Below are 22,865 nucleotides of genomic sequence, written 5' to 3' on the forward strand. Positions count from 1 at the left end.
AGTTGCATCCGCCGGTGAATCAGAGATAACTACGGAAGAGGCGTTACCACCGTGCCAGAACTCACGTCCGACCGGCTTTCCGAGGAATTTCCCGGAAACGAATGGCTCGTCGCGGAAATCTACGACAAGTACAAGGCGGACAAGTCCTCAGTGGATTCCAAGTGGGTCCAGATCTTCGAGCGTCTGGAAGCCGGTGGTCCCTCAGCACAGCCAGCTCAGTCTTCTCAGTCAGCCAGCCCGGCCAAGCCGGCCGTGAAGAACACCCCAGAGGATGCCGGCAAGCGCACCTCGGCGGCTCCGGGACAGTCGCAGAACGCATCGGCTCAGCAGCCGGATAAGTCAGAGAAGTCCGCTCAAGCCCAGCAGGCTCACGCGAAGAGCACTGAAACGGCCGAGACTCCTTCCAAGCCGGCGGCCCAGTCAGGCACCGCCTCCCCCGCGGTGAAGAAGTCCGGCGCCCCGGCCACCGCACCGGTGCCCTCAGAGCCGGAGAAGTCGAAGAAGCAGGGCAAGGGCTCAGAAGCGGCGGAAGACAAGGTCACCCCGTTGCGCGGCATGTCCCGCGCCGTGGCGAAGAACATGGACGCCTCCCTGTCCATGCCGACGGCGACCACCGTGCGCGACGTCCCCGCCAAGCTGATGATCGACAACCGCGTGGTCATCAACAACCACCTGCAGCGTGGACGTGGCGGCAAGGTCTCTTTCACGCACCTGATCGGCTACGCCCTGATCCGGGCCCTGGCGCAGTACCCGGACATGAACGTGATCTACCGGGAAGTCGACGGCAAGCCGTCCATCGTCCAGCCAGCCCACATCAACTTCGGCCTGGCCATCGACCTGCCCCAGAAGGACGGTTCGCGCACCCTCGTGGTCCCGAACATCAAGGGCGCCGAGTCGATGAACTTCATCGAGTTCTGGCGCGCCTACGAGGACGTGGTCAAGCGCGCTCGGGACAACAAGCTGGGGCTGGAAGACTACGCTGGCACCACCGTCTCGCTGACGAACCCGGGCGGCATCGGCACGGTGCACTCCGTGCCGCGGCTCTCCGAGGGCCAGGCGGCCATCATCGGCGTGGGCGCCTTGAACTACCCGGCCGAATTCCAGGGAGCCTCCGAGAAGACCCTGAACAAGCTGGCCGTCTCCAAGACGATCACCCTGACCTCCACGTACGACCACCGAGTCATTCAGGGCGCCGCCTCCGGTGAGTTCCTCAAGATCATCCACGGACTGCTGCTCGGCGAGCAGGACTTCTACGACGAGATCTTCGAGTCACTGCGCATTCCGTACGAGCCGGTCCGCTGGAAGCCGGACGTGCAGGTCAACCCGGAAGACCAGATCAACAAGGTGGCCCGCATCCAGCAGATGATCCACGCCTACCGGGTGCGCGGTCACCTGATCGCGGATGTCGATCCGCTGCAGTACACCATGCGCAAGCACCCGGACCTGGACATCCTGGAGCACGGGCTCACCCTGTGGGACCTGGACCGCGAATGGCCCACCGGTGGCTTCGGCGGCCAGCCCATGCTGCCGCTGCGCAACATCCTCGGCGTGCTGAGGGATGCCTACTGCCGCAACACCGGCGTGGAGTACATGCACCTCCAGGACCCGGAGGAGCGCAAGTGGTTCCAGGACGAACTGGAGCACCCCTACGCCAAGCCGACTCGTGAGGAGCAGCTGCGCATTCTCGGCCGGCTCAACGCCGCGGAGGCCTTCGAGACGTTCCTGCAGACCAAGTTCGTGGGCCAGAAGCGCTTCTCCCTCGAGGGCGGAGAGTCGCTCATCCCCCTGCTGGATGGGGTGATGTCCGGCGCCGCGGACGACGGCCTGGACGAGGTCGCGATCGGCATGGCCCACCGTGGCCGACTGAACGTGCTGACGAACATCGCCGGCAAGACCTACGCCCAGGTGTTCCGTGAGTTCGAGGGAACTGCTGTTCCGGGCGCCGTCGAGGGCTCCGGTGACGTGAAGTACCACCTGGGGACCGAGGGCACGTTCACCTCGGACCGTGGAAACCGCACCAAGGTCTACCTGGCCGCCAATCCCTCCCACCTCGAGGCCGTCGACCCGGTTCTCGAAGGTGTGGTTCGCGCCAAGCAGGACCGGCTGGATCGCGGCGGGGAATCCGTGAACTCCTACTCCGTGCTGCCCATCCTGGTGCACGGCGACGCGGCCTTCGCCGGACAGGGAGTGGTGGCGGAGACGCTGAACCTCTCTCAGCTGCGCGGCTACCGCACGGGCGGCACGATTCACGTGGTGGTCAACAACCAGGTCGGGTTCACCACCCCTCCGTCCTCGGCGCGTTCCTCGGTGTACGCCACGGACGTGGCCAAGACCATCCAGGCGCCCGTGTTCCACGTCAACGGTGACGATCCCGAGTCCGTGGTCCGGGTGGCCCAGCTGGCCTATCAGTACCGGCAGCGGTTCAACAAGGATGTGGTCATCGACCTGGTCTGCTACCGCCGCCGCGGCCACAACGAGGGCGACGATCCCTCGATGACCCAGCCACGCATGTACAACCTCATCGAACACAAGCGCTCGGTGCGCAAGCTGTACGTGGAGAACCTGGTCGGGCGCGGTGACATCACCCAGGACGAGGCCGATTCGGCCCTGAAGGACTACCAGCAGCGCCTGGAGCGGGTGTTCGCCGAGACGCACGAGGCGCAGACCTCGCCGATCCCGGTGGTGGGCTCGGGCCTGGAGAAGACCGAGGAGGCAGCGGATCGCACTCCTCAGGCTCCCGACGGCACCAAGATCTCCGAAGACACGCTGCGCAAGATCGGTCAGGCCCACCTGGAGATCCCGGAGGACTTCACCGTCCACCCCAAGCTCAAGTCCCTGCTGGAGAAGCGTGCCAAGATGGCTGTCGACGGGGACATCGACTGGGGCTTCGCCGAGTTGGCCGCGTTCGGGTCGCTGCTCATGGAGGGCGTGCCCGTACGCCTCGCCGGTCAGGATTCGCGCCGGGGCACCTTCGTGCAGCGCCATGCGGTCTTCCATGACCGGATCACCGACGACGAGTGGACTCCCATTCGGAACCTGTCCAGCGACCAGGCCAAGTTCTGGGTCTACGACTCGCTGCTGAGCGAGTACGCCGCGATGGGCTTCGAGTACGGCTACTCGGTGGAGCGCTCGGACGCCCTGGTGCTCTGGGAGGCTCAGTTCGGCGATTTCGTCAACGGCGCCCAGATCATGATCGACGAGTTCATCTCCTCGTCCGAACAGAAGTGGGGACAGAACTCCTCGCTGGTGCTGCTGCTGCCGCACGGCTACGAGGGGCAGGGGCCGGACCACTCCTCCGCTCGCATGGAGCGCTTCCTGCAGATGTGCGCCCAGGGCAACATGCGAGTGGCCAACCCGTCCAACGGGGCCAACTACTTCCACCTGTTGCGCGAGCAGGCCTACGCCCGCCCACGGCGTCCGATGATCGTCTTCACGCCGAAGCAGCTGTTGCGCCTGAAGGCGGCGGCCTCTCCCGTGGAGGACTTCACGCAGGGTCGCTTCCAGGCGGTCATCCCGGATGAGAAGGCCACGTCCTCGGTGGACAATGTGCTGCTGGTCTCGGGACGCCTGTACTACGACCTGCTGGCGCGGCGCGAGAAGGAGGGCGACTCCAAGACGGCGATCGTCCGGGTGGAGCAGCTCTACCCGCTGCCCACCGAGGAGATCCGGGCCGAGCTGGCCAAGTACCCGAACGCCAAGGTGTCTTGGGTCCAGGACGAGCCGGCCAACCAGGGACCGTGGCCTTTCATGGCCCTGAACCTGCTGCCCGAGCTGGACCGTCAGGTCACCGTGGTCGCCCGGCCGGCGTCGGCGTCCACCTCTGCCGGTTCCAAGGGCCGTCACGATCAGGAGGCGGACGTCCTGCTGGATCAGGCCTTCGGCCGCTGAGCGCGCTCGAGACCCTCGGTCAGGTCCCACCCCGGGGGCCTTGCTAGAGTGGCCGGCACCGCAATCGAAAGGTTAACAGTGGAGATTCGTCGGATCCGCATCGCCTCGCTCGGCAATGAATTGCTGGCTGGCGTGGGCGATCCTCGGGCGCTGGGGTGGCTGGGCAGAGTCCTGGCCAAGACCTCGGCACCCGGGGTTCAGCTCGAAAGCTATGTTCTCGCCGCTCCGGGCGAGGGCACCGAGACCCTGTCACAGCGCTGGCAGTCGGAGACGGCGCTGCGCTACAGCCCGGAGACCGAGAACCGGCTGGTGATCGGCCTGTCCGACGTCGATCTGGACCGCGAGTCCTCCACGGCCCGCGCCCGGCTCAACCTGGCCAACATCCTGGACCGGGCGGCCCAGCTGGAGATCGCCACTCTCGTGGTCGGTCCCGTGCCGTCCCTGGACGGCGAACGCAATGCCCGCCTGCAGGAACTGAACACGGCGTACATGGACGTGGCCGACCGCCGCCACCACTACTACGTGGACACCTTCACGCCCTTGGTCAATCACGAACAGTGGCGGAACGATCTGGCGGCCGGCCAGGGGCTGCCCGGTCAGGCCGGCTACGGGCTCATCGCCTGGCTGGTGCTGCACCGCGGCTGGTATCAGTGGCTGAATCTGCCGGAGCCCACTGCCTAGACCGGCCAGACCGCTTTGGCCGGCGCTACCGGTCTGTGCGAAACTTGACGTCACTGCGGCATTCGTCCGCATCCATCACCGGAAGGAACCGCGATGAGCAAGCGTGGACGCAAGCGCAAGGACCGCCGTAAGAACAGCGCCAACCACGGCAAGCGGCCCAACTCCTGAGGCCAGCACTCCTGAGACAGCAACAGACCCCGCCGATCCGGCGGGGTCTGTTGCGTTAAGTCGGTTAGTGGTCCGCTTCGACCTTGATCTCGCTGATGCGAGCCATGATGTTGACCTTGAGAGTGGTCGGGGCCTTCTCGTGGCAGCTACGCCGGACGACCGAGCGGATGATGCACTCCAGGTCGTACTCGTGCGCGCATTCGGTGCACTCGTCCAGGTGGTCCTTGACCTCCACCAGGTCCCGATGTGTCAAAGCACCGTCGAGGTACTCGTAGAGCCGCTGGATGCGGGCGTCCTCACAGTCGCCGATCTTCTGGCAGTCCTCGCTCATCTGCCCGCCTCCTTGTCTGCCGTCGTGGTGGTGTTCTTCTTCCGGTCCGGGACCTTGATGCCCCGGTCGTGGGCGTAGTCGGTCAGCAGCCCACGCAACAGCTTGCGCCCGCGGTGCAGACGGCTCATCACCGTTCCGATGGGGATCTCGAGAATCTCGGCGATCTCCTTGTAAGCGAAACCCTCCACATCGGCGAAGTACACGGCCAGCCGGAACTCCTCCGGAATCGACTGCAGGGCGTTCTTCACGTCTGAGTCTGGCAAGTGGTCCAGGGCCTCGGTCTCCGCCGAACGCAGTCCCGAGGACGTGTGCTCGGCCGCTTGGGCCATCTGCCAGTCCTCCACCGTGTCCGTGGTGGCCTGCTGGGGCTGCCGCTGCCGCTTGCGGTACAGATTGATGTAGGTGTTCGTCAGGATCCGGTACAGCCACGCCTTGAGGTTGGTGCCCGGTCGGTACTGATGGAACGAGGAATAGGCCTTGGTGTAGGCCTCCTGCACGAGGTCCTCGGCATCCTGTGGATTACGGGTCATCCGCATGGCCGCCGAGTACAACTGGTCCACGTACTCCAGGGCGTCCCGTTCGAAACGCTGGCGCCGGGCGCCATCCGATTCCGTGGCAAGATCCACGTCCGGGTTGTCGCGTGCCGCAGACAGCTGGGCAGTGTCATGAGGTTCCATTGCGGACCAGTCTACGGCCGCGGACACTGCGGTCGCGTTGCGTTCGGCGAGGGCCTGAGCAGCTGGAGCCATGGAGCCGTCCTTCCGTTGTCGCGTCACCCGTACAGCAATCCACGGGACACGGTTATTCCGCAGCCGGACACCCGGCCCGGTAATCTGGGGCGGGTGAACACAGCAGAGGCACCCAGCACGACGCCGGCCCTCCCCGATCCGTGGCCCGCACCGGAACCTTCGGGACCGGTGCGCGGCACCGTGCGCGTGCCCGGCTCGAAGTCCCTCACGAATCGGTACCTCGTCCTGGCCGCTCTTGCCGACGGACCCAGCCGCCTGCGCGGAGTGCTGGACAGCCGCGATTCCCGGCTGATGATCCGCGCCCTGATCTCCCTGGGCGCCGAGATCGACGACCTCTCCCCCGGCATACTCCAGGCCACTCCCCTTCCCACCGGTGCTGACGCTGGCGGTTCACGAGAACTCACGATCGACTGCGGACTGGCCGGCACGGTCATGCGGTTCCTGCCGGCCGTGGCCGCGCTGGGATCCGGAACCGTGCACTTCACCGGTGATGATGCCGCTCTGGGCAGGCCCATGGGCCCAGTGATCCAGGGCCTGCGGGCCCTCGGCGTCGAGATCAGCGGCCCCGGTGCGGACCGAGGTCACCTGCCGTTCACGGTGCATGGACAGGGCTCGGTCGGCGGTGGCCGGATCGAGGTGGACGCCTCCGGCTCGAGCCAGTTCCTCTCCGCGCTCTTGCTGGCGGCCCCGCGCTTCCGGGACGGTCTGCACCTGGTGCACACCGGGGGCTCAGTGCCGAGCCCGGAGCACGTCGGCATGACGGTGGCGGTGCTGCGCCGGTGCGGTGTGGACGTGGACGACTCCGTCCCCGGAGAATGGAAGGTCGCCGCGGGCCCGATCCATGCCCTCGACACCGCGGTGGAGCCGGATCTGTCCAATGCCGGCCCGTTTCTCGCCGCCGCCGTCGCCACCGGTGGGCAGGTCTCCATCCCCGACTGGCCGTCCAGCACCACGCAGATCGGCGACCGCTGGCGGACCATCCTGCCGGCCTTCGGGGCGTCCGTCGAGTTCACCGCGGGCACCCTCACCGTCACCGGTTCACTGGATGAAGCCGGCCAACCGCTCATCGCCGCCCCCGGCGAGATTCCGGACACCGGTGAGCTCGCCCCCACCGTGGCTGCGCTGTGTCTCCTGGCCGACGGTCCGGGCCGGCTCACCCGCATCGGTCACCTCCGGGGGCACGAGACGGACCGGCTGAGCGCTCTGGCCACGGAGTCGCGACGGGTGGGCGGCGCCGTGGAGGAGGGCGAGGACTTCCTCGCCTTCGACCGGCCTGCCACCTCACTGCACGGCACCACGATGGACACCTACGAGGACCATCGGATGGCGACCTTCGCCGCCGTCGTGGGTCTGGCCGTGCCGGGAGTGAACATCCGCAACATCGCCACCACCGCCAAGACCATGCCCGACTTCCCGGATCTCTGGACCCGGCTGGTCGGCGGCGCGCTCGCATGAGCCGGCCCGGGCGGGGCTTCGACCCGAGCCGCTGGGACGAATCCGACGTCCGCTCCCGGCCCTCCAAGAAGGGGTCCCGTCCCCGGACCAAGCTCCGGCCGAAACACGAGGGAGCCGTCACCGGGCGGGTCATCACGGTCGATCGGGGCCGGTACACGGTCTATGTGCCGGAGGCCGGCGAGGGCTTTCACACCGTCACGGCCATGCGAGCCAAGGAATTGCGACGCAGCCCCGTGGTCACCGGAGACCTCGTGGGCCTCGTCGGGGATCTCTCCGGCCGGGACGGCACCCTGGCCAGGATCGTGCGCGTCGAAGACCGTTCCACCGTGCTCCGCCGCTCCGCGGACGATTCGGACGCCTTCGAACGCGTGGTGGTGGCGAACGTGGACACGCTGGTCATCATGGTCGCGGCCGCCAATCCGGAGCCACGGACCGGCTTCATCGACCGTGCGCTCGTCGCGGCCTATGACGCCGGGATCCACCCGGTCCTGTGCATCACCAAGACCGACCTGCGTGATCCAGGTGGACTGCTGGACCACTATCGACACCTCGATCTCGAGGTGCTGACCTCGGCTGCGGCCGAAGACGGCCGGCTCGATCCGGGTCTGCTCTCGGCCTTGCGGACTCGCCTGCAAGGCCACCTCTCCGTGCTCGTGGGGCCCTCCGGCGTCGGGAAATCGACGCTGCTCAACGCCCTGACCGGCACCGAGCGGGCCACCGGCCACGTCAACACCGTGACCGGGCGGGGACGGCACACCTCCTCGTCCACGGTGGCGATTCCATTGCCGGGCCCGGATGATAAAGCAGACGCGGCAGGCGACAAGACGGCGACGTCCTGGCTCGTCGACACCCCCGGCATCCGCTCGTTCGGGTTGGGGCTGGTAGACCCGGACCGCGTGGTGGAGGCCTTCGACGACTTGGCTCCGGCCCTGGCCGACTGTCCCAAGGGATGCACTCATGCCGCGGACGAGCCGGGATGCGCCCTCGACGCCTGGGTCGCCAGCGGCCACGCCGGACCCTCCGGCCCGGAAAGGCTCGCCTCCCTGCGCCGGCTGCTGCCCGAGGACCGGTAGCGTGGCCACCATGACCGATGCGCCGAAAAACTACACGGATGACCTGAGATTGGCCCACATCATGGCCGATTCAGTGGATTCTCAGACCATGTCCCGCTTCAAGGCGCAGGACTTGACGGTCAGCACCAAACCGGACCTGACCCCCGTGACCGATGCCGACCGTCATGCCGAGGAACTCATCCGCGGCAACCTCGCCCGCGCGCGCCCGCGCGACGCCATTCTCGGCGAGGAGTTCGGTGAGGCGGGGCATGGGCCGCGACGCTGGGTCATCGACCCCATCGACGGCACGAAGAACTTCGTCCGGGGCGTGCCCGTCTGGGCCACGCTCATCGCCCTGATCGACGACGGCGTCCCGGTCGTCGGCGTGGTCTCCGCCCCCGCATTGCACCGGCGGTGGTGGGCAGCCAAGGGCACCGGGGCCTACACGGGGAAATCGCTGGCGTCGGCCACCCGCATCCAGGTCTCCGACGTGTCCCGGATCGAGGACGCCTCCTTGTCCTACTCGTCCCTGGAGGGCTGGCGCGAGCGGGGCAATATCCGCGAGTTCCTGGAGCTGACCTCCACCGTGTGGCGCACCCGCGCCTACGGCGACTTCTGGTCCTACATGATGGTCGCCGAGGGCGCCGTGGACATCGCGTGCGAGCCGGATCTGGAGCTCTACGACATGGCGGCGCTGGTCCCCATCGTCACGGAGGCCGGCGGACGCTTCACCTCCCTGGAGGGCGAGGACGGACCTTTCGGCGGTAACGCCCTGGCGACTAACGACCTGTTGCACCCCGAGGCCATCGAGTCGCTCAACCCAGACCTGGTCGGACAGCACCAGGCGCGGTAGCCGATGATGGCTCGACCGCGCACCTCTCCCGCTGAAGCGCCGGGATGGCCCGTCGTGCTGGCCGTGGCGGCCGGCGGCGCCGTGGGGTCGCTGGCGCGCTGGTGGCTGACCGGCATGCCGGGGCCAATGGCTTCTGATGCATCTCCCCTCCTCGGCTGGCTGGTCCTGGGCCTCGTCAACCTCTCCGGGTCGTTCCTGCTGGGAGCCCTGGGCGGATGGTCCTCACGGCGGTCCGCACCGCGCTGGTTGGTGTCAGGGCTTGGCGTGGGCGTGCTGGGCTCCTACACCTCGCTGTCCGCCGTGGTCCTGGCGGCGTCCGTGGCGATGGCCCCGGGCGTGGACGGTTCCATCGCTGGCGCGGTGCTGGCGTTGCTGGCATTGGTGGTCGGCGCGGCCCTGGGCACGGCCGCCGCGGCGGCGGGTTTGTGGGCCGCTGGCTGGAGGCGGGCCTGATGGGGGCGGGCCTGATGGTCGGCATCGCGCTGGCGGGCGCGATCGGGGCGGTCCTGCGCCTGTTGGCGGACCACTATCTGTATCCGCGCGGCATTCTGGTGGCCAACGTGGTCGGATCCTTCATCGCCGGACTCGCCACGAGCTGGGCTGAGGGCCCGCTCGAATTGGTCTGGGTGGCCGGTCTCGCCGGGGCGCTGACCACGTTCTCCACGGTGTCCGTCTCCACGGCGCGCGACGTCCTGTCCGGCCGATTCCGCGCCGCCGCCCTGACGTGGGCCGTCCACGTGACGTGCGGTCTGGCCGCCGTCGTCCTCGGACTCGCGGCCGGGGGCGCGTTGACAGTTCTGGGATGAGGTCTGGGGTGAGGTCTGGGCCCGTTCAGCGGGTGGCGGCCCGGCGGCCCGACCTGCGTCGCCCCGTGGCACTGCCCCGCTCGTCGCGGGCACGCTGTGACTCGGCGGCCAGCCGGCCGCGGTACAGGACCGCCAGGACGATCGAGACGAGAATCAGACCGAGGTAGATCCAGCCCAATACGGGCCAGCCCGCCAGGAACAGCACCACGGCGCCGATGACGAACAACACATGCCCGGCGATGACGTGCCAAGGCCAGGGCGGACGCCCCGGCGCTTTCGGTGAGAGCAGCAGGCCCCAGATCACAGCTACCACGACGACGGCCACGATCGCGGCCACGGCGCTGTCCAGGACCGTCAGGGCCCAGAACCCGGCGGAGCCGAGCAGGCCCAGCTCCAGCAAGAACATGAGGACCGCCTGGACCGTGGCACCGGCGCCGAGCGCACGGACGGGGTCGCGGGGGTCTTCCATACATCCAGTCTAAGCGACCACAGAAAAGGCCCCGGGACACCGACTGGCGGTGTCCCGGGGCCTTCATGGGGAGTGGAGATGGCGGGAATTGAACCCGCGTCCGATGCAGTGTTGCCAGGTCTTCTCCGGGCGCAGTCTGCTGTGGGTGTTACTCGGCCCTGGCTGTCCCGCAGACAGGCAGCCAACCCGGGCCCAGCCGGATTAAGGTCTCCACCACGACCCCCGGCGAGGGTGGTGGACATTGGCTATCTAAACGACGCCAGGTCCTGGGGCGATAGCAACCTCAGGTTGACGGACTCGTTCACTGATCAGGCAGCGAGAGCGAAGTCAGTGCGCTTAGAATTGGCACTTATTGTTTTGCAGAGGACGTTTACGAGATGACTCTGCCTTCTCGGCCCGCTTCCCCTGTCGCGACTCACATCGTCGAAACCGATCATCCCCATGTTCTGTTATCAATCAACCGTTCCCTGCGAGGCTTCACTGATTCCCCGCCTGGTCCGGACTGTCCAGTGTAACGCATGGCCTCCCCGGGGTATTCCTGCTCGGGCACTTCCAGCAGAGGGAACAGATCACGCCGCGCGGCGGTTGCGGATCCGCATGGCTCGCTGGGCCTCGCGGTTGTCCTGCTTCTCCCTCAGGGCATGGCGCTTGTCGTAGTCCTTCTTGCCCTGAGCAACGCCGATCTCCACCTTGACCCGGCCGTCCCTGAAGTACAGCTGCAGCGGCACGATGGTGTGCCCGGCCTCCTGGATCTGGCGGGCGATCTTCGTCAGTTCCTGGCGGTGCAGCAGCAGCTTGCGACGACGCCGGGCCGCGTGGTTGGTCCACGAACCGTTCAGATACTCGGGAATGTAGACCTGTTCCAGGTACAACTCGTCACCGTAGAACACGGCGAAACCGTCCACCAGCGAGGCGTTGCCCTCACGGAGCGATTTGACCTCGGTGCCCATGAGGGAGATCCCGGCCTCGTAGGTGTCCCGGATGAGGTAGTTGTACCGGGCCTTGCGGTTGGTCGCGATGACCTGCCGGCCGTCCGCCGTCGGCTTGGCCGACTTGCCTGCAGACTTCTTGGCCATGGCTGGCACACTCCTCCCTGGCTACTCGATATGCGCCGTTGCCGTTGCTGGAAACACGGCTGATCAATACTACAGGAGTCCGGCCGGATTGACAGCCTGACCGTCCAGGATGGTCTCGAAGTGCAGGTGACAACCGGTGGAGTTGCCGGTGGTGCCGGTGTAGCCGATGACCTGGCCCTGCTCCACATGCTGGCCCGGGGAGACGATGGACCGGGTCAGGTGGTGATACTTGGTGGCCAGGGCCCGCCCGTTGACCGCTCCATGAGAGATGACCACGCGATTGCCGGAGGTCCACACGGCCCAGTCGGCGTTCCACACCTCGCCGTCGGCAGCGGCCTTGACCGGAAGACCGCAGCCACCGCCGAAGTCGATGCCCGTGTGCACGTAGCCGCCGGCTCCGCCGTAGTCGAAGGTGCCGGCCGGCGTCGGGCGCCACCCGAAACCAGAGGTGATGTAGGTGGCCAAGGGCCACTGCAGACCCCAGCCGCTGGAGCTGATGCTGGCCTCTTTCTGTGCCTGGTCGGCGCGGTCCTCGGCCTCGTTCGCCTCACGGTTCGCCCGGTCGGAGGCCTCTTGAGCTCGCCGAGCGGCTTCGCGGTCCTCCCGCGCGGCCGCTTCGCGGGCTTTGCGCGCCGCTTCTTCCGCTGCGCGGCGCTTGCGCTCGGCCTCGGCGACGGCTTCCTGGTGCTTCCGCTGCAGCTCACTCTGACGGTCGCTCGTCTCCGTCAGCGCCCGCTGTCGCTCGGCGATCTCTTGATTGACCTTCTCCTGTTCCTCGCGATTGGCATCGATCTGCGCCTGGATGATCGGGCGCTGAGCCTTCAGCTCGTCCGTCAGGCGAGAGGTGGTGGAGACCATCTCATCGAGTTCGCGCTTGGCGGCGGCGGCCTCGTCTCGGGCATTCTCCTCGCGGTGCAGCGCCTCTTCGGCCTGAGCCTTCAAGTCGCGGATCTCGGCCTCGACGGCGGCCAGACGCACCTCGGCATTGACGTCCGTGGACTTGTCCTGCGAGACCGAGGAGATCCGACTGTTCTGGATGCGCATGGCCTGGTTCGCCAGCCCCATGGCATCCGGCAGCGAAGACTCTTTCAGCCCCAGGATGAAGGCCAGATCGGAGGAGACACCGCCCTGCTTGTAAGCCTGGTTGGCGATCTGTCCCATCTCCGCGGAGGCCGTGTCCAGTTCCTTCTCGCTGGCGGAGATCTCCGCGACGATCTCGGAACGGCTGGATTCGGCCTTCTGCACTCGCTGCGTCAGGGACTGCACTTCGGCGGTGGCCGCGGAGACCCGGCTCTCCGCGGCGGCCAGGGCATCCTGAGCGCCGGGCAGCTGACTTTGGAGGTCGTTCAACTTCTGGATCTTGGCGGCGATGTCCGAGTTGAGGCCCTCGAGCGAGGAATCGAGGTGGCCCTCCTTGCTCTTCAGCTCGGACTGCTCGCCGCCCAGGTTGCCCAGTTCATCATCGAGCCGGGACTGCTCGCGTTCGGCCTGCTCGATCTGCTGTTCCAGATCGTCGATGGAGTCCTGTGCTGTTGCGGTGCCGCTCATGGTCAGCGTCAACAGACTCACCAGTCCCGCGGCCATGATGGCTTGGGATAGCCGGCGTCGCTTCACAGTGTCCTCCGTTTTTTGGTCACGTCAGTAACATCAGTCACAGGCGTCTCACACTCTAAGGTATCGCCTGAGCGTCAGAATCGACGACAGCGCCGCCAGGATCACGGCCACGCCCAGCAGGATCGGGATCAGAATGAGGGTGTCCCCGCCGGCGATGAAACCCGTCCCGGGGTACTGGGTGGTCAACCAGTCCCCGATGAAGAACTCGGCGATCGCCCACGTGGTCACGCTGGCCAGCACCGCTCCCGCGAGCGCGGCGATGACCCCCTCAAGCAGGAAGGGCAACTGGATCATGGTCTTGGAGGCGCCGACCAAGCGCATGATGCCCGTTTCCCGTCGTCGGGAGAACGCCGAGAGCCGGATGGTCGTGGCGATCAGCAGCACCGCACAGGCCAGCATCACCACCGCCACCGAGACCGCGATGGCCGAGGCCATGTTCATCAGCGAGAAGATCTGCTCCAGCAGGTCCCGCTGGTCGGACACCACTTCCACGCCGGGCATGGAGGAGAACAGTTCGTTGACGACTTCGTATTGCTCGGGATCCACCAACGCCACCCGGAAGGACTCGGGCAATTGGTCGGCGGTGACGGTCTCGGCCATCGAGGAGTTCTTGAACTGCTCCTGGAAGATCTCCAGCGCCTGTTCCTGGGACTCGTGCTCGTAGCTCTTGACGTAGGGAGCGGCCGTCGGCGATTCGAGCAGGTCCTGAACCTCTTGGCGCTGCTCATCCGTGACCGGTCCGGAGGCGCAGGAGGCCGTGGTCGAGGTGTCGGTGCACAAGAAGATGGCGACCTCGACCCGGTCGTACCAATAGCCCTTCATCTGGTTGATCTGCAGCTGCAGCAAACCAGCAGCACCCACGAAGGTCAACGAGATGAAGGTGACCAGCACCACCGAGACCACCATGGAGAGGTTGCGGCGAATGCCGGAGAACGTCTCCCCGAGGACGAAGGCGAATCTCATCGCGTTTCCTCCTCTGGTTCCAGCTCGGCGTCGACCAGCTCGGTGCGGTAACCGCCGCCGGCCTCGTCACGGACAATCTCGCCCTCACTGAGTTCCACCACGCGCCGGCGCATCTGGTTGACGATGTCGTCGTCGTGCGTGGCCATCACCACGGTGGTGCCGTTCTGGTTGATCTTGTCCAAGACGGCCATGATGCCCAGGGAGGTCTCGGGGTCGAGGTTGCCGGTGGGCTCGTCGGCGAGCAGGATCTCCGGCTTGTTCACGATCGCGCGGGCAATGGCCACGCGCTGTTGCTCACCGCCGGACAGCTCATGGGGCATGCGCCGCTCCTTGCCCTCCAGCCCGACGGTCTCGAGAACCTCGGGCACGGTCTGGCGAATCTGCGCACGGCCCTTGCCGAGCACCTGCATGGCGAAGGCCACGTTGGCGTGGACGGTCTTGTTCGGCAGTAACCGGAAGTCCTGGAAGACCACACCGATCCCCCGGCGCAGTCGAGGCACGCGCCACGAGGGCAGGCGCGCCACGTTCCGGCCGACGACGTACACCGCTCCGCTGCTGGCGCGCTCCTCACGCAGCATCAACCGGATGAACGTCGACTTTCCCGAGCCGGAGGCGCCCACCAAGAAGACGAATTCGCCGCGCTCAAACTCCACCGTCACCTCCTGCAAGGCAGGACGAGAACGGCGGTCATAGATCTTGGTGACCTGTTCGAACCGAATCATGTTTCACCCGTGCCCCTGGACACGGCTGTCCCACGGCACCCGGGGCGAGATAGGGGAAGACTCGGTGCCGACTTCTCCACGGTAGTCACGAAGTGATAACAGCGGTGGGAGGCGGGGCCGTAGTCGGCGGTGTGTCTCGCGGACCGGTCGTGCTAGTGCAGTGCGACGCCCGTGGTGGCGCGCACCTCATCCTCGCTGACGTCCGGGGCGGTCTCCACGAGCACCAGTCGAGGGACGGCGGGGTCCGTGTGCCGGTCCACGTCGATGACGGCCAGGTCCGTGATGATCCGGTCCACGACCTCCTGGCCGGTCAGGGGCAGCTCGCACCGGGAAACGATCTTCGGGGATCCGTCCTTGGCGGTGTGGTCCATCAACACGATGACCCGGCCGGCGCCGTGGACCAGGTCCATACCGCCGCCCATGCCCTTGACCATCTTGCCCGGCACCATCCAATTGGCCAGGTCCCCGTTCTCGGCCACCTGCATCCCCCCGAGGACGGCCACGTCGATCTTGCCTCCGCGGATCATCCCGAAAGACACCGCTGAATCGAAGAAGGAGGCTCCGGGGCGGACCGTCACGGTCTCTTTTCCGGCGTTGATCAGGTCCGGATCGACGTCCTGCTCCAGTGGATAGGGCCCGACGCCGAGGATCCCGTTCTCCGACTGCAGCACCACGGTGCGCCCCTCGGGGATGTGGTTCGGGATCATGGTCGGCATGCCGATGCCGAGGTTGACGTAGGCCCCGTCCGGCAACTCGTCAGCGGCGCGGGCGGCCATCTCGTCTCGGGCCCAGCTCATCGGGTCTCCTCCCGTACCGTGCGCTTCTCTATCGGCTTCTCGATATCCGGCCCGACCTCGACGATCCGGTGCACATAGACCCCCGGCAGGTGGACGTGATCCGGATCGATCTCCCCCGGCTCCACCAACCGTTCGACTTGAGCGATGCACACGGTGGCGGACATGGCCGCCGGCGGGGCGAATTGACGCGTCGCCTTGGTGAAGACCAGGTTGCCGTGACGGTCCCCCAGCGCCGCGTGCACCAGGGCGAAGTCGGTGACGATGGACTCCTCCAGCGCGTAGCGCTTCTCACCCGTCCGGCCCATCGTGAACGTTCTCACGTCCTTGGGCCGGGACACCTTGGCCACGGTGCCGTCGGCGTGGTACTTCATCGGCAGCCCACCGTCGGCCACCTGGGTCCCGACGCCGGAACGCGTGTAGAACGCGGGAATGCCGGCTCCCCCGGCACGCAGCTTCTCGGCCAACGTGCCCTGCGGAACGAGTTCGACCTCCAGCTCGCCCTCGAGGTACTGCCGGGCGAACTCCTTGTTCTCGCCGACGTAGGAGGAGGTCATCTTGGCGATCCGCCCGGCGCTCAACAGCACGCCCAGACCCCAGCCGTCCACCCCGCAATTGTTCGAGACGATGGACAGCTCGGCCGCCCCCTGGTCCTTCAGCGCCTGAATCAGCTGCATCGGGTTTCCGGAGAGCCCGAAACCCCCGACGGCCAGTGAGGCCCCGTCTGGAATGTCGGCCACGGCCTCAGCCGCCGTCGCTCGTGTCTTGTCGAAACTCATGGTTCGTCCTTCTGAATGGTGGTGAGAGTGTGCGTGCTAGCTGGCCGTCCAGCCGCCGTCCAACGCATAGGCGGCTCCCGTGGCCATGCCGGAGGCGTCCGAGGCCAGCCAGAGGACCAGTGAGGCGACCTCTTCCGGCTCGACGAGGCGTTTGACGGCGGACTCGGTCAGCATGATCTTCTCCACGACCTCGTCTTCGGAGATCCCGTGGGTCGCGGCCTGATCGGCGATCTGTTTCTCCACGAGCGGGGTGCGCACGTACGAGGGGTCAACGCAGTTCGAGGTCACGCCGTGCTCGGCGCCTTCCAGAGCGGTCACCTTGGACAGCCCCTCCAGCCCGTGCTTGGCGGCCACATAGGCGCTCTTGAAGGCCGAGGCCCGCACGCCGTGCGCGGAGGAAAGATTGATGATCCGCCCGAAGCCCCGCTCATACATGCCCGGCAGCGCGGCACGGATCAGCAGGAAGGGGGACTCCAACATCAGCCGGTGAATGAATCGCCAGGCGGCCGGATCGAACTCGTGGATCGGGACGACTCGTTGGATGCCGGCGTTGTTGACCAGAATGTCGGTGTCCAGCGTCAGTCCATCCAGGGATTCGGTGTCTGACAGGTCCGCCACCCAAGCCTGGCCGCCCACCTCCGCGGCCAGTGACTCGGCCGCATCGGCATCGAGGTCGGCCACGGTCACCTCGGCTCCGGCCTCAGCCAGTGCGCGGACGCAGGCCGCGCCGATACCGGAGGCCCCGCCCGTCACCACCGCTCGGCGGCCGGCGAGGATGCCGTCACGGAAGACGGCGGCTCCCCCGGCGGGTTTCGGGTCCTCAGTCACGTCTGCGGTCATCAGTTGCGCTCCCTTTCCTGCATCTCAGGTGAATTACCGGCTCAACAACAAGGCTTCGCCCTGTCCGCCACCACCGCAGAGCCCGACGGCGGCGCGACCGCTTTCGCGCCGCGACAGTTCCAGCGCTGCGGTCAGGGCCAACCGAGCTCCCGACGCCCCGATGGGGTGGCCCAGGGCGATGGCGCCACCGTGGATGTTCGTCTTCTCCAACGGATACTCCAGATCCTTCAGGGACTGCGCCACGACCGCACCGAAGGCCTCATTGATCTCGATGAAGTCGAGCTCGGCCACCGACCATCCGGCTCGGGCGGCGGCGGCTTGGATCGCCCGAGAGGGCTGGGAGTGCAGTGAGGAATCCCCGGGACCCGCGACCTGCCCCGCGGAGCCGACCGTGGCCAGGACGGTGAGGCCCCGGGCATCGGCGTAGTCCCGAGAGGTGACCACGAGGGCGGCGGCGCCGTCCGTGATGGGTGAGGAGTTACCGGCGGTGATGGTGCCGTCGTGGGCGAAGGCCGGCCGCAGTGCGGCCAGGGAATCCACGGTGGTCTCCGGACGGATTCCCTCGTCGGAGGAGACCATGATGGGGTCCCCCTTGCGCTGAGGGATCTCGATTGGCGCGATCTCCTGATCGAACACGCCGCTGGACTGCGCCCGGGCGGCGCGTTGGTGGGAGGCGGCCGCCGGCTCGTCCTGCTCCACGCGGGACAAGTGACGTTCGGTGTTGCCGGCCTCGGTCAGCTCGCCCATCGACTCGTGACTGAGGGCGTCGGTCAGCCCATCGTGGGCAACCGAGTCCTGCACCGTCGTCGGGCCGTATTTGTAGCCTTGGCGAGCGCCGATCAGCAGGTGCGGAGCGTTGGTCATGGACTCCTGACCTCCGGCCACCACCACGTCGGCCTCCCCCAGTCGGATGAGTCGGGAGGCGTCGATGACGGCGGTGAGCCCGGAGAGACAGACCTTGTTGACCGTGGTCGCCGGAACGTCCCAGCCGATGCCGGCGGCCAAAGCGGACTGCCGCGCCGGGTTCTGGCCCTGACCGGCCTGGATCACCTGCCCCATGATGACGGCCTCGACGGTCCCCGACTCCACGGAGGACCGCTGCAGCGCGTGCCGGATGGCGTGGGCGCCCAGCTCCACGGCGGACAGGGACGATTGCTGGGACAGCAAGCGGGTGAACGGCGTCCGCGCCCCACCGACGATGACGGCGTCCCGGCCGGAAGATGTGGTGCTCATGGAGTGCTCTCCTCAAGTAGGTGTCAGGCGGGTGAGAATCGGTCAGAAGGCGCCGAACAGGGCCACGACGCCGAGCAACAGCGCCACGGTCACCACCGGGATGGCGAGGGTCACCATGGCGATGTCCTTGTACGACTGCCGGTGGCTCATGCCGCAGACCAACAGCAGGGTCACGACGGCGCCGGAGTGCGGCAGGGTGTCCAGGCCTCCGGCCGCCATGGCCGTCAGCCGGTGCATGGCCTCGGCGCTGACACCCTGCTCCACCGCCATGACGTTGAGGTCGCTGCCGAAGGCGTTGAGCGCGATGGTCATGCCGCCGGAGGAGGAACCGGTGATGGCGGCGGTGATCGAGGTGGACACCACCGAGGTGACGAGTGCATTGCCACCCATGGTGAAGACGGCGTCGCGCACCACGGCGAAGGCGGCCACCGACGCCACCACGGCCCCATAGCCGACCTCGGAGGCCGTCGAGAAGATGGGGAGCATGGAGCCTTTCACCCCCTCGGTGAAGCCGTTCTTGAGATCGCCGAAGCGGCGCGCGTTCAGGGCCATGATGAGCAGGATGGCCACCACGAGGGCCACGATCACGGCCCAGATGCCGGCCCGGGTGGACAACTCCACTCCACCGTACTTCTCCTCCTGCAGGTACCCCCAGTCCAGTGCCGGAAACACGAACAGGGTGCAGGTGAAGTTGACCAGCACCACGGCCAGCAACGGCAGGAAGGGGACCACGGGATGGAGCTGCCTCAGCGCAACGGCGGGGCTCTCCGTGGTGGCAGGCGCGGCGCCGGGTCCCTCGCCGCGTCGACGAGTGTCCGGGGCACCCGAGGTATCCGCAGTATCCGCAGTATCCGGAGTATCGCCGAAGTGCTCTCCCTGACCCATCAGGGACTTGCGGCGGTACTCGAGCCAGACCAGCCCACCGCCGAGGATCATCAGACCACCGAGCAGGCCAAGCCCCGGGGCGGCGAACGTGCCGGTCCCGAAAAACTGGCCAGGAATGATGTTCTGCACCTGGGGCGTGCCCGGCAGGGCGGTCATGGTGAAGGTGAAGATGCCCAGCGCGATGGTGCCCGGAATCAGCCTCTGGGGGATGTCGGCGGCACGGAAGAGTTCGCGGGCGAGCGGGAACATCACGAAGGCAACCACGAACAGACTGATGCCGCCGTAGGTCATCAGAGCCGAGGTCAGCACGGTGGCGGCCAAGGCATTGCGTGCTCCGATCCACCGGGTCACCGTGCGGGCGATGGATTCGGCATAGCCGGTGGTGGTCATCAGCAGGCCGAAGATCGCCCCCAGCAGGAACACGGGAAAGTAGCTTCCGACGAAGCCGGCCAGGGCGGGCATGAAGATCTCGGTGTACGAGGCCAGGAGCGGGGCACCGGAGAACAGCAGCGCGACGGCGGAGGCGATCGGCGCCGCGATCACCACGGGCATCCCGCGATACGCCAGCGTGATGAGCAGGGCCAGGGACAGGATGATCCCGGCGATCCCCAGAAGCATGGGAGGTACCCCTCAGAGTGGTGGCAACAGCCCGCCGGAGAGTGATCTGCATCACGTTGCCGACGGAGCGACATCCACCAGAATGACCGCTGGGAGGTGATCCCGGCTACGTTCGCAGGTTCAAGTTCCGGACGCAGGTTTTGTAGCTGGCGACGAACCCCGGTGGGCGGCCAAGGCCCACGAAGCCTCGATCAGCGTCTCCAGAGCATGCACGTTGCCACCGGTCAATTCGGCGTAGCGTTTGAGGCGGTACCGCAGAGTGTTAACGTGCACGGGGATCGAGGCGGCCGCCTGCGGCATATTCAGACCGTGGTCCAAGTAGGCACCGAGGGCTTCCAGGACCAGCTCGCCGAACGGGCCCTCGGCCAGCACGGGAGCCACGTGCCGGTCCATGAGCAACTGCGTGGTCTCGTCGCTGGCGTAGACGCCCATCCGCCAGGACAATCGCTCGGCATCGACCACCCCGTCCCAACCCACCCGGTGGGCGGCTTCCAGCACGCGATTGGCCCCCGCGAAGGACTCGGAGATCTCGGTCAGCGGGCGCAACGGTCCCACGGCGATGGTGAGCCCGGCCACCGGGCTGGCGGGGCCGACGTCGTCCATCAGGATTCCGACGGCTCCCTCACCACGCGGCGCGGCCAGCACCCGCGCGCCGGTGCCCAGCGCCCAGCTCTCCAGCAGAGCGACCGGGTCGGAGGCCGCGCCGGAGACACTCGCGCGCACCACCCGGACGGGACGATCCAGCGGAAGGTCATAGGTACCGGCTCCGGCCAGCAGAGCCGTGCGGTCGAGACCGCCGATGACGGCGTCCCGGATCCAGTGAGTGCGCCGAGCGGAATCGGCCACGGCCTGAGCGATGGAGTGGTCCCGGTGCACGACGACGGCCCGAGTAGTGAAGGCGTCCCCGAGGGCCCAGAGCAGGTTGCTGAAGTCCAACGCCCGTTCCGGCGGGATGTCATGGCGTGGGGCGAGGTCCAGCAGGCGGCGCAGAATGACGGACATGGACAGGCGGAAGCCGGCCAACACGCTGGCGATGGAGATTCCCTGACGCATCCGCTCTTCCATCAGCGCACGCGGCTCATCGATCTCCTCGGGACCCGGTGCCCAGCCGTTGAGGATGGTGCGGACGCTCAGTGACCGATTCCGGCGGGCAGAGGCGCGCACCGAGTCAGCGGGGATGTCCTCGTATCCCGGGATGGTGGCGCGCAACTCAGCGACCGTCTCGTCCAGGATGGCGTCGTCCGACTCCAATTCCGCCAGCAGGTCACGCAGGCGCCGCTCTGGGTCACGGGGCACGGTGATCTACTGTCCGGACTCGGCCAAGAACGCCAGCTGATCCATCGAGGCCATCAGCTTCTCTTCGGTCGTGACCAGTGCACGGCGAAAGCGAGCCTCATCGGTCAGTTTCGTCCAGTCATAGGTCTGGCGCACCAGGGTGCGGCCCTCCCCGGTGGGCTCGAGTTCCCAGCGCCAGCGGTGGCCGGCGGGCTCTTCGCCTGCGGTGGCGGGCTGCCAGGCGATGCGCCGACCCTCCTCGAACTCCACCACGTGGTTCTCGCGCACGGCGCCGTCCTTGGTCAGGGCCATGGTGAACACGTCCCCGACGGCGGTGACCCGCTGTCCGGGGGCTGCCTCGGCCAGGTTGTCATTGCCGTCCCATTCCGGTTGCCGGGCGGGGTCGGCGATCAGCTCGAAGAGGACGTCAGCCGGTGCGTTGATGACGCGTTCTGCGGTGACGATCCGCTCAGTGACCGGGGGCAGGGTGTCGTCCATGGAGTTCCTTCACTCGCGGGCGCCGGCACGCCAGCGGATGCCGGCGTCGATGAAACCGTCGATGTGTCCGTCGAACACGGCGGCGGGGTTGCCTTCCTCGTGGTTGGTCCGCAGATCCTTGACCATCTGGTACGGATTCAACACGTAGGAGCGCATCTGATCGCCCCACGAGGCCTTGACGTCCCCGGCCATCTCCTTCTTCTTCGCGTCCTCTTCGGCCTTGCGCACCAGCAACAGCCGGGACTGCATCACCCGCAGCGCGGCGGCCCGGTTCTGGATCTGGGACTTCTCGTTCTGCATCGAGACCACGATCCCCGTGGGAAGGTGGGTCATGCGCACGGCGGAGTCGGTGGTGTTGACCGACTGGCCACCGGGCCCCGAGGAGCGGAAGACGTCCACCTTCAGTTCGGACTCCGGGATCTCGATCGAGTCGTCGGACTCGATCAGCGGAATGACCTCGACGGCGGCGAAGGAGGTCTGCCGACGGCCCTGGTTGTCGAAGGGGCTGATGCGCACCAGCCGGTGCGTGCCGGCCTCCACGGAGAGCGTGCCGAAGGCGTAGGGGGCCTTGACCTCGAAGGTCGCGGACTTCAGCCCGGCCTCTTCGGCGTAGGCGGTGTCCATGACCTTGGTCTCCCAGCCGCGCTGCTCGGCCCAGCGCAGGTACATCCGCATCAGGATCTCGGCGAAGTCGGCGGCGTCCACTCCGCCCGCGCCGGCGCGGATGGTGATCACGGCGTCGCGCTCGTCATACTCACCGGAGAGCAGGGTGACGACTTCGAGCTCGGACATCGCCTTGCGGAGGGCCTCGAGTTCGTGGGCGACGTCCTCGCGGGCGGCGTCGTCATCCTCCTCGGCGGCGAGCTGGACCATCACCTCCATGTCATCGATCCGCTCTTCGAGCCGGTTGATGCGTTCCAGCTCGGTCTGGCGGTGGGAGAGCTTCGAGGTGACCTTCTGGGCCGCTACCGGATCGTCCCAGAGGTCCGGCGCACCCGCCTGTTCACTCAGTTCGGCGATGTCCGCCCTGACCTTGTCCATGTCCGACACCTGTTCGATGTTGGACAGGGTGGAGCGGAGCTCCTTGATTTCAGCGGTGTAGTCAGTCTCAGCCAT

Annotated in this window: 23 protein-coding genes and 1 other RNA gene; 8 read left to right on the top strand and 16 right to left on the bottom strand. The window is 67.1% G+C overall.

Translation table 11 applies throughout. The features are described 5' to 3' along the window. Positions 1-51: 51 nt before the first annotated feature. The 3 genes from ACFQQD_RS10730 (at position 52) to ACFQQD_RS10740 (ending at position 4,737) form a co-directional block, all read left to right on the top strand. Positions 52-3,888 carry a multifunctional oxoglutarate decarboxylase/oxoglutarate dehydrogenase thiamine pyrophosphate-binding subunit/dihydrolipoyllysine-residue succinyltransferase subunit gene (locus ACFQQD_RS10730; protein ID WP_378089113.1) on the top strand — a complete coding sequence of 1,279 codons (3,837 nt, stop codon included), beginning with the start codon at positions 52-54 and terminating at the stop codon, positions 3,886-3,888. A gap of 78 nt (positions 3,889-3,966) precedes the next feature. Beyond that, the gene (locus ACFQQD_RS10735) at positions 3,967-4,569 is read left to right on the top strand and encodes a GDSL-type esterase/lipase family protein (protein ID WP_378089116.1); all 603 of its coding nucleotides are present in this window, start codon (positions 3,967-3,969) and stop codon (positions 4,567-4,569) included. A 93-nt stretch (positions 4,570-4,662) separates the two neighbouring features. Continuing rightward, positions 4,663-4,737 (top strand): 50S ribosomal protein bL37, encoded by a 75-nt coding sequence (locus ACFQQD_RS10740; protein ID WP_371858574.1) that lies wholly within the window; start codon positions 4,663-4,665, stop codon positions 4,735-4,737. 64 nt (positions 4,738-4,801) lie between these two features. Here ACFQQD_RS10740 and rsrA read toward each other — a convergent pair whose 3' ends face one another. Together rsrA and ACFQQD_RS10750 are read right to left on the bottom strand one after the other, a co-directional pair. Beyond that, positions 4,802-5,068, bottom strand: coding sequence for a mycothiol system anti-sigma-R factor (rsrA, locus tag ACFQQD_RS10745; protein ID WP_378089118.1), 267 nt, complete (start codon positions 5,066-5,068; stop codon positions 4,802-4,804). Continuing rightward, a complete protein-coding gene (locus ACFQQD_RS10750; protein WP_378090102.1) occupies positions 5,065-5,745 on the bottom strand; it encodes a sigma-70 family RNA polymerase sigma factor in 681 nt (226 codons plus the stop codon). The genes rsrA and ACFQQD_RS10750 overlap by 4 nt, the downstream gene beginning before the upstream one ends. A gap of 165 nt (positions 5,746-5,910) precedes the next feature. Between ACFQQD_RS10750 and aroA the strand changes: the two genes are divergently transcribed. Genes aroA through ACFQQD_RS10775 form a run of 5 tightly spaced genes read left to right on the top strand, consistent with a single transcriptional unit; the run spans position 5,911 to position 9,983 of the window. Further along, positions 5,911-7,272, top strand: coding sequence for a 3-phosphoshikimate 1-carboxyvinyltransferase (gene aroA, locus ACFQQD_RS10755; protein WP_378089120.1), 1,362 nt, complete (start codon positions 5,911-5,913; stop codon positions 7,270-7,272). After that, the gene (gene rsgA / locus ACFQQD_RS10760; RefSeq protein WP_378089122.1) at positions 7,269-8,345 is read left to right on the top strand and encodes a ribosome small subunit-dependent GTPase A; all 1,077 of its coding nucleotides are present in this window, start codon (positions 7,269-7,271) and stop codon (positions 8,343-8,345) included. The genes aroA and rsgA overlap by 4 nt, the downstream gene beginning before the upstream one ends. 10 nt (positions 8,346-8,355) lie before the next feature. Next, positions 8,356-9,177 (top strand): histidinol-phosphatase, encoded by an 822-nt coding sequence (gene hisN / locus ACFQQD_RS10765; RefSeq protein ID WP_378090104.1) that lies wholly within the window; start codon positions 8,356-8,358, stop codon positions 9,175-9,177. 3 nt (positions 9,178-9,180) lie between these two features. Beyond that, positions 9,181-9,630, top strand: a complete 450-nt coding sequence (locus tag ACFQQD_RS10770; protein WP_378089124.1) for a CrcB family protein — start codon at positions 9,181-9,183, stop codon at positions 9,628-9,630. Beyond that, positions 9,630-9,983 carry a fluoride efflux transporter FluC gene (locus tag ACFQQD_RS10775; protein ID WP_378089127.1) on the top strand — a complete coding sequence of 118 codons (354 nt, stop codon included), beginning with the start codon at positions 9,630-9,632 and terminating at the stop codon, positions 9,981-9,983. Before ACFQQD_RS10770 ends, ACFQQD_RS10775 begins: the two co-directional genes overlap by 1 nt. 25 nt (positions 9,984-10,008) lie before the next feature. Here ACFQQD_RS10775 and ACFQQD_RS10780 read toward each other — a convergent pair whose 3' ends face one another. The 14 genes from ACFQQD_RS10780 to prfB all read right to left on the bottom strand — a co-directional run bounded on the left by ACFQQD_RS10780 (position 10,009) and on the right by prfB (position 22,865). Next, positions 10,009-10,452 (bottom strand): DUF2568 domain-containing protein, encoded by a 444-nt coding sequence (locus tag ACFQQD_RS10780; protein ID WP_378089129.1) that lies wholly within the window; start codon positions 10,450-10,452, stop codon positions 10,009-10,011. A 70-nt stretch (positions 10,453-10,522) separates the two neighbouring features. Continuing rightward, positions 10,523-10,893: a transfer-messenger RNA gene (ssrA, locus tag ACFQQD_RS10785) on the bottom strand. A 128-nt stretch (positions 10,894-11,021) separates the two neighbouring features. After that, the gene (gene smpB, locus ACFQQD_RS10790; protein ID WP_378089131.1) at positions 11,022-11,528 is read right to left on the bottom strand and encodes an SsrA-binding protein SmpB; all 507 of its coding nucleotides are present in this window, start codon (positions 11,526-11,528) and stop codon (positions 11,022-11,024) included. 69 nt (positions 11,529-11,597) lie between these two features. Further along, complete coding sequence (locus ACFQQD_RS10795) at positions 11,598-13,142, bottom strand: peptidoglycan DD-metalloendopeptidase family protein (RefSeq protein WP_378089133.1); 1,545 nt, start codon at positions 13,140-13,142, stop codon at positions 11,598-11,600. Between the two features lie 48 nt (positions 13,143-13,190). After that, positions 13,191-14,105: a permease-like cell division protein FtsX gene (gene ftsX, locus ACFQQD_RS10800; RefSeq protein WP_378089136.1), complete on the bottom strand. Its 915-nt coding sequence runs from the start codon at positions 14,103-14,105 to the stop codon at positions 13,191-13,193. Continuing rightward, positions 14,102-14,827 (bottom strand): cell division ATP-binding protein FtsE, encoded by a 726-nt coding sequence (ftsE, locus tag ACFQQD_RS10805; protein WP_378089138.1) that lies wholly within the window; start codon positions 14,825-14,827, stop codon positions 14,102-14,104. The genes ftsX and ftsE overlap by 4 nt, the downstream gene beginning before the upstream one ends. Positions 14,828-14,979: 152 nt before the next feature. Then, a complete protein-coding gene (locus ACFQQD_RS10810; protein ID WP_378089140.1) occupies positions 14,980-15,624 on the bottom strand; it encodes a 3-oxoacid CoA-transferase subunit B in 645 nt (214 codons plus the stop codon). Continuing rightward, positions 15,621-16,400: a CoA transferase subunit A gene (locus tag ACFQQD_RS10815; RefSeq protein ID WP_378089142.1), complete on the bottom strand. Its 780-nt coding sequence runs from the start codon at positions 16,398-16,400 to the stop codon at positions 15,621-15,623. The genes ACFQQD_RS10810 and ACFQQD_RS10815 overlap by 4 nt, the downstream gene beginning before the upstream one ends. A gap of 36 nt (positions 16,401-16,436) precedes the next feature. Beyond that, positions 16,437-17,240: a 3-hydroxybutyrate dehydrogenase gene (locus ACFQQD_RS10820; RefSeq protein WP_378089144.1), complete on the bottom strand. Its 804-nt coding sequence runs from the start codon at positions 17,238-17,240 to the stop codon at positions 16,437-16,439. A gap of 33 nt (positions 17,241-17,273) precedes the next feature. Next, positions 17,274-18,473, bottom strand: a complete 1,200-nt coding sequence (locus ACFQQD_RS10825) for an acetyl-CoA C-acetyltransferase (protein WP_378089147.1) — start codon at positions 18,471-18,473, stop codon at positions 17,274-17,276. A gap of 42 nt (positions 18,474-18,515) precedes the next feature. Next, positions 18,516-19,976: a GntP family permease gene (locus ACFQQD_RS10830; RefSeq protein WP_378089149.1), complete on the bottom strand. Its 1,461-nt coding sequence runs from the start codon at positions 19,974-19,976 to the stop codon at positions 18,516-18,518. Between the two features lie 120 nt (positions 19,977-20,096). Then, entirely contained in the window at positions 20,097-21,272 is a 1,176-nt protein-coding gene (locus ACFQQD_RS10835; RefSeq protein WP_378089152.1) for a PucR family transcriptional regulator, read from the bottom strand. Positions 21,273-21,278: 6 nt separating this feature from the next. After that, positions 21,279-21,749 (bottom strand): SRPBCC family protein, encoded by a 471-nt coding sequence (locus ACFQQD_RS10840; RefSeq protein ID WP_378089154.1) that lies wholly within the window; start codon positions 21,747-21,749, stop codon positions 21,279-21,281. Between the two features lie 9 nt (positions 21,750-21,758). Next, on the bottom strand, positions 21,759-22,865 hold the full coding sequence (gene prfB, locus ACFQQD_RS10845) for a peptide chain release factor 2 (protein ID WP_378089156.1): 1,107 nt from the start codon (positions 22,863-22,865) through the stop codon (positions 21,759-21,761).

The organism is Citricoccus sp. GCM10030269 (assembly GCF_042665635.1).
In the GTDB taxonomy this organism is placed as follows: domain Bacteria; phylum Actinomycetota; class Actinomycetes; order Actinomycetales; family Micrococcaceae; genus Citricoccus.

Bases quoted from the DNA above. Each gene is read 5' to 3' on its own strand.
- ACFQQD_RS10775 (WP_378089127.1), top strand. From the start codon at position 9,630: ATGGGGGCGGGCCTGATGGTCGGCATCGCGCTGGCGGGCGCGATCGGG.
- rsgA (WP_378089122.1), top strand. From the start codon at position 7,269: ATGAGCCGGCCCGGGCGGGGCTTCGACCCGAGCCGCTGGGACGAATCC.
- ftsE (WP_378089138.1), bottom strand. From the start codon at position 14,827: ATGATTCGGTTCGAACAGGTCACCAAGATCTATGACCGCCGTTCTCGT.
- ACFQQD_RS10820 (WP_378089144.1), bottom strand. From the start codon at position 17,240: ATGACCGCAGACGTGACTGAGGACCCGAAACCCGCCGGGGGAGCCGCC.
- ACFQQD_RS10840 (WP_378089154.1), bottom strand. From the start codon at position 21,749: ATGGACGACACCCTGCCCCCGGTCACTGAGCGGATCGTCACCGCAGAA.
- prfB (WP_378089156.1), bottom strand. From the start codon at position 22,865: ATGGCTGAGACTGACTACACCGCTGAAATCAAGGAGCTCCGCTCCACC.
- ACFQQD_RS10780 (WP_378089129.1), bottom strand. From the start codon at position 10,452: ATGGAAGACCCCCGCGACCCCGTCCGTGCGCTCGGCGCCGGTGCCACG.
- ACFQQD_RS10830 (WP_378089149.1), bottom strand. From the start codon at position 19,976: ATGCTTCTGGGGATCGCCGGGATCATCCTGTCCCTGGCCCTGCTCATC.
- ACFQQD_RS10810 (WP_378089140.1), bottom strand. From the start codon at position 15,624: ATGAGCTGGGCCCGAGACGAGATGGCCGCCCGCGCCGCTGACGAGTTG.
- ACFQQD_RS10770 (WP_378089124.1), top strand. From the start codon at position 9,181: ATGATGGCTCGACCGCGCACCTCTCCCGCTGAAGCGCCGGGATGGCCC.
- rsrA (WP_378089118.1), bottom strand. From the start codon at position 5,068: ATGAGCGAGGACTGCCAGAAGATCGGCGACTGTGAGGACGCCCGCATC.
- ACFQQD_RS10825 (WP_378089147.1), bottom strand. From the start codon at position 18,473: ATGAGCACCACATCTTCCGGCCGGGACGCCGTCATCGTCGGTGGGGCG.
- ACFQQD_RS10750 (WP_378090102.1), bottom strand. From the start codon at position 5,745: ATGGAACCTCATGACACTGCCCAGCTGTCTGCGGCACGCGACAACCCG.
- smpB (WP_378089131.1), bottom strand. From the start codon at position 11,528: ATGGCCAAGAAGTCTGCAGGCAAGTCGGCCAAGCCGACGGCGGACGGC.
- ftsX (WP_378089136.1), bottom strand. From the start codon at position 14,105: ATGAGATTCGCCTTCGTCCTCGGGGAGACGTTCTCCGGCATTCGCCGC.
- hisN (WP_378090104.1), top strand. From the start codon at position 8,356: ATGACCGATGCGCCGAAAAACTACACGGATGACCTGAGATTGGCCCAC.
- ACFQQD_RS10815 (WP_378089142.1), bottom strand. From the start codon at position 16,400: ATGAGTTTCGACAAGACACGAGCGACGGCGGCTGAGGCCGTGGCCGAC.